The organism is Kribbella turkmenica (assembly GCF_004348725.1).
Classification (GTDB): Bacteria; Actinomycetota; Actinomycetes; order Propionibacteriales; family Kribbellaceae; genus Kribbella; species Kribbella turkmenica.
Genome location: NZ_SMKR01000247.1, coordinates 1 through 7,791 on the forward strand (window position 1 = coordinate 1; position 7,791 = coordinate 7,791).

8 protein-coding genes are annotated in these 7,791 nt (G+C 69.3%); 6 read left to right on the forward strand and 2 right to left on the reverse strand.

The window, feature by feature from the left end; genetic code table 11:
• A partial coding sequence (locus E1218_RS36405; protein WP_165949538.1) for an N-acetylglucosamine-6-phosphate deacetylase occupies nt 1–981 on the forward strand: 981 nt, incomplete at its 5' end.
• A gap of 166 nt (nt 982–1,147) precedes the next feature.
• The gene (locus E1218_RS33750) at nt 1,148–2,536 is read left to right on the forward strand and encodes a glycoside hydrolase family 6 protein (protein ID WP_202866343.1); all 1,389 of its coding nucleotides are present in this window, start codon (nt 1,148–1,150) and stop codon (nt 2,534–2,536) included.
• Between the two features lie 94 nt (nt 2,537–2,630).
• Here E1218_RS33750 and E1218_RS33755 read toward each other — a convergent pair whose 3' ends face one another.
• A complete protein-coding gene (locus E1218_RS33755; protein WP_132327106.1) occupies nt 2,631–3,482 on the reverse strand; it encodes an SDR family oxidoreductase in 852 nt (283 codons plus the stop codon).
• A 124-nt stretch (nt 3,483–3,606) separates the two neighbouring features.
• On the opposite strand from E1218_RS33755, the gene E1218_RS33760 reads away from it, so the two are divergent.
• On the forward strand, nt 3,607–4,515 hold the full coding sequence (locus tag E1218_RS33760; protein ID WP_132327107.1) for an AraC family transcriptional regulator: 909 nt from the start codon (nt 3,607–3,609) through the stop codon (nt 4,513–4,515).
• Here the strand turns inward: E1218_RS33760 and E1218_RS33765 are convergent.
• Nucleotides 4,502–5,551: a helix-turn-helix transcriptional regulator gene (locus E1218_RS33765; RefSeq protein ID WP_132327108.1), complete on the reverse strand. Its 1,050-nt coding sequence runs from the start codon at nt 5,549–5,551 to the stop codon at nt 4,502–4,504. The genes E1218_RS33760 and E1218_RS33765 overlap by 14 nt on opposite strands.
• A gap of 143 nt (nt 5,552–5,694) precedes the next feature.
• Here E1218_RS33765 and E1218_RS33770 point away from each other — a divergent pair, with 143 nt between their 5' ends.
• The 3 genes from E1218_RS33770 to E1218_RS33780 form a co-directional block, all read left to right on the forward strand.
• Nucleotides 5,695–6,135: a cupin domain-containing protein gene (locus E1218_RS33770; RefSeq protein WP_132327109.1), complete on the forward strand. Its 441-nt coding sequence runs from the start codon at nt 5,695–5,697 to the stop codon at nt 6,133–6,135.
• On the forward strand, nt 6,132–6,506 hold the full coding sequence (locus tag E1218_RS33775) for a DUF1304 family protein (protein ID WP_132327110.1): 375 nt from the start codon (nt 6,132–6,134) through the stop codon (nt 6,504–6,506). Before E1218_RS33770 ends, E1218_RS33775 begins: the two co-directional genes overlap by 4 nt.
• Nucleotides 6,507–6,649: 143 nt before the next feature.
• Nucleotides 6,650–7,791: alkaline phosphatase D family protein (locus E1218_RS33780; protein WP_132327111.1), on the forward strand; the 1,142-nt coding region annotated here is incomplete at its 3' end.

The window sequence follows — 7,791 nt, forward strand, 5'->3', positions numbered from 1 at the left end:
CTCCAGGTGAACGGGTACGCCGGGTTCGACCTGAACGGCGACGACCTGGAGATCGACACCGTCGTCGGACTGCGTGCGGCCTTGAGGCTGGTCGGTGTCACGACGTTCGTGCCCACCCTGGTGACCGCGAGCCCCGACCGGATCAGCCACGCGCTGGCCATCGTGGCCGCGGCGCGTCGTCGCCATCCCGAGATCGCCCAGGCGATCCCGTTCATCCACCTGGAAGGACCGCACATCTCGGATCAGGAGGGGCCGCGCGGGTGCCATGACGCGGCGTTCGTCCGGCCGCCCGACCTCGCCGAGTTCGAGCACCTTCAACGTGCCGCGGGCGGCCTGATCGGTCTCGTCACGCTGTCGCCACACTGGCCGGACAGCACGGACTACATCGCCGCGGTGGCATCCAGCGGAACCCGGGTCGCGATCGGCCACACCCATGCCGACACCGTCCAGCTCGGCGCCGCGGTCGATGCCGGTGCGACGCTGTCCACCCACCTCGGCAACGGTGCCCACGCGCAACTGCCGCGGCACCCCAACTACCTGTGGACGCAGTTGGCCGACGACCGCCTCAGCGCGGGCTTCATCGCCGACGGTCACCATCTGCCGGTCGAGGCGTTCGTGGCGATGGTCCGGGCGAAGGGCATCGAGCGATCGTTCCTGGTGTCCGACTCGGTCGCGCTCGGCGGTCGGCCACCGGGGGAGTACTCGACTGCGGTCGGTGGAGACGTCGAGCTCACCGGTGACGGGCGATTGCTCGTCCGGGGTACGCCGTACCTCGCCGGGGCGGTCGCGCCGCTGTCGACCGGGGTCGCCTGGGCAGCCGCCGCCTTCTCGTTGCCGGAGGCGCTCACCATGGCGACCACCAACCCCGGCCGCATCGTCGGCGGCGCGGTGGGGCAGTTGCGTGCGGGAGTCTCTGTCTCGAGTGTGATCACCTTCCACTGGTCAGGTGGCGAACTGATCTGGGAGCGCTTCCAGACCTGAGTGTAGGTACGCCGCAGGAGTCTGAGAAGACGAAAAGCCTTGCGGGACCGAAGTCTTGACGAACAGCTGTCACCTCGGCACGATGCCTGGAAGACCGCTGCAAGGCTCGTCTGATTGAAAGCGCTCCCGGACTGTCTCCCGCCCATCACCAGACAGGAGAGCACTCATGCGATGGATCATCCGTGGCCTGCCGGCGGCCGCGCTCGCTCTCGGCGTCGTCGTACCGGCCAGCGCGCTTGGCGCCGCTGCGGCCACCGAACTCGTCAAGAACGGCACCTTCGACACCAGTACGACGAACTGGTGGAGCCTCGCGAACACTCCGATCAGCGTCGACGCCGGCCAACTCAAGGCGGTCGTCCCCGGCGGTACGGCGGAGCGATGGGACGCGATGCTCGGGCAGAACGTCCCGGCCTTCCCGATTCACCAGGGTCATCGGTACGTCCTGTCCTTCGACGCCCGCGCCACCGCGACCCGGCAGCTCCGGACCACGGTGCAGCACAACACGGCGCCGTACCCGTCGACGCTGGACCGGCTCTTCACCGTCGGTACGACGAAGCAGCGGTTCGCGCTCGGGTTCACCGGGTCGCTGGAGACCGCGCAGGCCGAACTCACCTTCCAGTTGGGCGATCACCCCACCGGGTACTCCGTCTGGTTCGACAACGTCTCGCTCGTCGACACCTACGGCACCGTGGCCGGCAGTCCGATCTCGCTGACCAACGGCTTCTACGTCGACCCGAAGTCCAATCCCAAGATCTGGGTGGACAACAACCCGGGGACGAAGGCAACGGCCATCAACGCGGCGATCGCGACCAAGCCGATGGCGCGCTGGTTCGGCAACTGGAACACGAACATCGCCGACGCGGTCCAGCAGTTCGTCGGGCCGGCCGACGCGGCGGACAAGGTGCCGACGCTGGTGGCGTACAACATTCCCGGCCGGGACGCGTGCGGCGGTCACTCCGGTGGCGGGGCGGGGACGGAGGCGGCATACAAGGACTGGGTCCAGACGTTTGCTGCTGCTATCGGGAGTCGGCCGGCGCTCGTGATCCTGGAGCCGGACTCGCTCGGCGACTTCCAGTGCATGACGCCCGAGAAGCAGGACGAGCGAGTCAGGATGCTGCAGTTCGCGCTCCAGCAGTTCAAGGACTTCGCGCCGAACACCTGGGTCTACCTGGATGCCGGGAACAAGGGTTGGGGGACCGCGAGTGACATGGCGCAGCGGCTGACCCGGGTGGGCGTCGGCAACGCTCACGGGTTCTCGCTGAATGTGTCGAACTACTACACGACCGCGGAAACGATCCCGTTCGCGGACGCGATCAACGACGGCCTGGCAGCCGACAAACCGTTCGTGATCGACACCAGTCGCAACGGCGCCGGGGCCGGGACGACCTGGTGCAATCCGCCGGGACGCAAACTCGGGGTGACGGCGCGGGTCGGCGGTGGCGCGGAACTGCTGTTGTGGGTCAAGGTTCCGGGCAACTCGGACGGCGTGTGCAACGAGTCCAGCTTGCCCGCGGGACAGTTTGACCCTGACCTGGCGATCAAGCTGATCCCGTAGTGGAGCGACCGGGCCGGGGCGCCAGAACCCCGGCCCGATCCCATTCGGCGCGAGCTCCTCGTCGGTCGAGCGGGAACGACGGACGTACTGCGTGCTACTTCCTCAGAGCCGCGGCGATCGAGTCGGCGATCGGCGTGGTCGGGCGGCCGATCAGGCGGCTGAGGTCGCTGCCGCGGCCGGCGAGCAAACCGCGCTCGATCGCGGCGTCCACGTCGACCAGGATCGGGGCGAAGGACTCCGGGACGCCGGCCCCGACCAGGATCCCGAGCAGCGTCTCGCCGGGAACGTTGTTGTAGGCAACGTCCTTCCGGGCCAGCCGGGACACCTCGGCGGCGTACTCGGTCAGCGTCCAGGCGGTGTCGCCGTTCAGCTCGTACGCCTTCTTCTCGTGATTCTCGCCGGTGAGGACCACGGCCGCGGCGGCCGCGAAGTCGCGCCGTGCGGCCGAGGCGATCCTGCCGTCGCCGGCGCTTCCGACCACGCCGTGCTCGAGTTGTACGGCGAGTTGGTCGGTGTACACCTCGTTGTACCAGCCGTTGCGCAGCAGCGTGTAGGTCAGGCCGGACTCGAGGATCGCCTGCTCCGTCGCCCGGTGGTCGGCGGCCAGCTCGAAGTCGGCGTCCGGTCCGCCGAGCACGCTGGTGTAGGCGATCCGGGCGACCCCGGCTTCCTTCGCCGCGTCGATCACGGTCCGGTGTTGGGCCAGGCGGTTGGGCTCCAGGCCGGAGATCAGCAGCACGGTGTCACCGGTGCCGAAGGCCTTGGCGACGGCGGTTGGGTCGTTGTAGTCGGCGATCCGGACCTCGACGCCGCGCGCCGCGAGGTCGGCGGCCTTCTCGGCGTTGCGGGCGACCGCGACCACCTGGTCCGCTGGCACCCGCTCCAGCAGTTCGTCGATGACGAGGCGGCCGAGGTGGCCGGTGGCGGCGGTGACGACAATACTCATGGAGGGCTCCTAGTAGTTGAGTTTTGCATCACCGACAATAGGCAGGTGCTGTGGAGCGGCTCTATGTCCATTCGGCGCTCATTCATGTCCGATCGTCTTTGGCTCGTGGCGTATCATGCTGGACATGGATGTTCTCGCCGACGTCGTCACCGCGATGCGGTCGGGTCCGGCCGACTCCCGGCGGACCGACGTGCGCGGGCCGTGGGGTCTGCGGTTCACGCAGTCCGCGGGAGCGACGTTCCATCTGGTGCTGCAAGGGAGTTCCTGGCTGCTGCCACCCAGCGGCGAGCCGATCGCCATGGGGCCGGGGGACGCGGTGCTGTTGCCGCGCGGGCTCGAGCACGGGCTGGCGGACCACCCCGAAACACCGCTGGTCGAGTTCGACCCGGAGGTTGCCGACCCAGCGCTGGGCAGCACAGGAGCCCGGTCGCTGTTGCTGTGCGGGACGTACCTTCTCGACCGGCAGCGGCCACATCCGGTGCTGAGCGACCTGCCCGACGTCGTGCACGTGCCGGCGGATCCAGGCCGTCACCGGACCCTGCACGCCACGATCGGCGTTCTCGGGGAGGAGCTCGACGCCAATCGCCCGGGCGCGGCTGCCGTCGTACCGCCGCTGGTCGACGCGCTGCTGGTGCTCATCCTGCGGGCCTGGCTCGAAGACCGGCGCTGCCCGACCGAGAGCGGCTGGTCGCGGGCGCTGACCGACACCGCGGTCGCCCGGTCACTCGAGCTGCTACACGCCGAGCCCGGCGCGACCTGGACGGTTGCCGACCTCGCCTCGGACGTCGGCCTGTCGCGGGCCGCCTTCGCCCGCCGGTTCACCGAGGCGGTCGGCGAGCCGCCGCTGACGTACCTGTCCCGCTGGCGGATGACGACCGCCGCGCGCCTGTTGCGTGGCCACGACCGGCCGTTGGCGGCCGTGGCCAAGGAGATCGGGTACACCTCGGAGTTCGCCTTCGCGAAGGCGTTCAAGCGTGACTTCGGGATCGCGCCCGGTGCCTACCGCAAGCAGTCGGCGGTCAGTGGTACGTGAGGTCGTCGGGTCGCAGCGTCGCCACCAGTTCACCCCGGCTGCGCACGCCGACCTTGGTGAACGCGGACTTCAGGTGGTCCTGGATCGTGTGCGGTGAGATCGACAGCCGGTCGGCGATCTCGGTCGTGGTGTGACCGGAGATCACCTCGAGGCAGATCTCCCGCTCCCGGGCGGTCAGTCCGTACGCCGCCAGCAGCATGCCCACCAGGTGACGGCCGGACGCCGGTTCGATCGTCACCACCACCTCCGTCTGGCCGTCGTCACTGATCAGCCGACTGCCCTGCATGACCACCCAGCCACCGGTCGCGGTCTGTACCCGCGCCTGGAAGGTGCCGTTGGCGGCCGCCCGGGTGCCGGTCACGACGGCCAGCAGCAGCGTGTCGAACCGACCGGGGGCGATCTCGTTCAGCGCGTCCTGCCAACTGCGCGCGGCCGCCGTGACCGCACGCGGCGCGCCGCTCGGTCCGGTCACGACGATCGACGGACCGACCCCTCCTCGATAGCCGTGGGCATCGGTTCGCACCGCCACCCGCGTTGCCGCGCCGATCGCCGGCGCCACCGATCCGAGGAACTCCACCTCGCGGTCGGTGAACTCCGTCCCGCCCCGGACGAATCCGGCCGCGCCCCAGCAGTCGCCGTCGACGCTGAACACGGCCCGTAGTTCGTGCTCGATCCCGAGCGGCCGCCACACCTCGTTGAGCCGGCGGTGGCCGACGACCTCGCGGTACGGCAGGTCGGACAGCCGGGCCACCGGGTACGGCCGCTTGGCCAGCTCGGCGAACGAGTTCGGGTTGTCCGGCGAGTACTCCGTCTCGGCCAGCCGGGGCTCGTACTCGGCCGGGATGCGGGTCCGGCCACTCGTCATCGAGCTGATCACCAGCGTGCCCGGATCGATCGCCGCCCAGCAGGTCAGATCGTCGCCGATCACCTGCTCGACCACCTCGATCGCGGCCGCGTGCAGCTCCGCGACGCCCAGTCCTGACGTCGCCAGTGCCGCGATGTCCCGCCGCGCGGCCCGCGCCCGGCCCTCCCACATGCGCTCAGTATGCGCCGCCGGCAACGGCCCGCCCATCCCCGGAATGTGGGGATTCCGCGCCGCGGGAGAGCCCAGCCGGCCGGGATGGTTCCGGCCCGCCCCGCTTCCTACCTTCAGGTCAACGACTCTCGGAGGAGGACATCATGACCGAATCGGTGCACCTGAGTACGGCCGGCACGGGCGCGGAGTACGCCGCTCCGGACGCGGTCGTCACGGTCAAGGTCGGCGGTGAGCACACCGGCGCGCAGTACGAGATCTTCGAGGTCGACGCACCCCGCGGGCCGGCCGCGCCGCCGCACAGCGAGACTTGGAGCAAGGCCTTCTACGTCCTGCAGGGCCGGATCCTGGTCCAGGCCGGCGACCAGGGCTACGACCTCGGGCCCGGCGCGTCGATCAGCATCCCGGCCGGGACGCTGAACACCTTCTCGGTGCTGACGCCGACGGCGAAGTTCCTGACCGTCAGCCAGACCGGGAAGATGGGCGAGTTCTTCGCCGATCTCGCGACCGTCGATCCGGCCGACTTCGCCGCGCTGGGGGAGATCTCGAGCCGGCACGGGGTCACGCTCGCGGGAGCACCGTCATGAGCACGGCGGCGCAGGTGCTCGCGGTGGCGATCGCCCTCATGCTCGGCGTCGTCTTCGTGATGGAGTCGTTCCTGTACCGGCACCCGCGGCTCTATCCGATGTTCCTGACCAAGCCCGGCGACTTCGACGCGGTCCGTCTCTGGACGGTGAACATGGGCTGGTACAACCTGACCACCGCGGTCGCGCTGGTGGCGGGCGTCATCCTCGTCCGGACCGACCATCTGCCGCAGGGGGAGGCGCTGATCATCTTCACTGCGGCCCAGCACACATTCATGGCGGTCGTCCTGGTCGTCTCGCAGCCCAAGCTGTGGTTCAACGCCGCTCTCGAGGGTGTGCCTGCCGTGATTCTGCTCGCCCTTGCCTTCAACTAGGCAGGTGCGAGCGGTAGGAAAGTTACACAAATTGTCTCACCATGGGCATCAAGCACCACGCACTCTCAAGGTTCCCCGGATGGCTCCGCCGGCGTCATCCGTCCGGGGAGCCCCCGCCCTGAGTAGTAGTGAAGGTGAGGCCCATGAGCCCAATCAGTCGCAGAACCCTTGTCCTCGGCGGACTTGCCGCTGCCGGTGTCAGCGCTCTCCCGGTCCGCTCGGCCGTGATCGCGGCGACCGCTGCCGTCCCGTACCCGTTCCAGTTGGGAATCGCCTCCGGTGAACCGGACACGAACAGCGTCGCGCTGTGGACCCGGCTGGCGCCATCGCCCCTCAACGCCGACGGTCAGGGCGGGATGACGAACACCAACGTGACCGTCGACTGGCAGGTCTCAACCACCGACACGTTCAGCACGCTGGTCGCGTCCGGCTCGGTCACCGCGACGTACGCGAACGCGCACTCGGTCCATGTGGTTGCCGGAGGCCTCAACGCCGACTCCGACTACTTCTACCGCTTCCGTGCCCAGGGACACCTCTCACCGGTCGGACGCACGCGGACGACCCCGGCGATCGGCACCAACGGCCGTGACCTGGTGATGGCCTTCACTTCCTGCGCGCACTACGAGGAGGGCTACTACACCGTCTACCGCCGGATGGCCGAGGAGAACCCGGGGCTGATCCTGCACCTCGGCGACTACATCTACGAGTACGGCGCGGTCGCCGGCCGGACCCGGACACACGCGGGCACCACGGAGATCGTGACGCTGGCGGACTACCGTCGCCGGTACGCGCAGTACAAGTCGGACCCGGACCTCCAGGCCGCGCACGCGGTCGCGCCGTGGCTCGTCGTCACGGACGACCACGAGGTGGAGAACAACTACGCCAACATGGTGCGGGCCGACAGTACGCCGTCCCTGACCAGTGCGCAGTGGACGGCCCGGCGGACGGCGGCGTACCGGGCCTACTACGAGAACATGCCGCTGCGCCCGGCACAGGCGAACAGCGGCAACAGTATCCCGCTGTACCGCCGGCTCCGGTGGGGGAGCCTGGCCACCTTCCACATGCTCGACACCCGGCAGTACCGCCACGACCAGGCGTGCGGGGACGGCTGGAAGGTCTGCTCGGACGCGGATCTGGCGTCGCGCAGCTTGCCCGGCAACGCTCAGGAGACCTGGCTGCTCGACGGGCTCGCGCAGCACTACGGCACCTGGGACATCCTTGGCCAGCAGGTGTTCTTCGCCCGCCGCTTCAACTCGGCAGGCGCCGCCAGCATGGACTCTTGGGA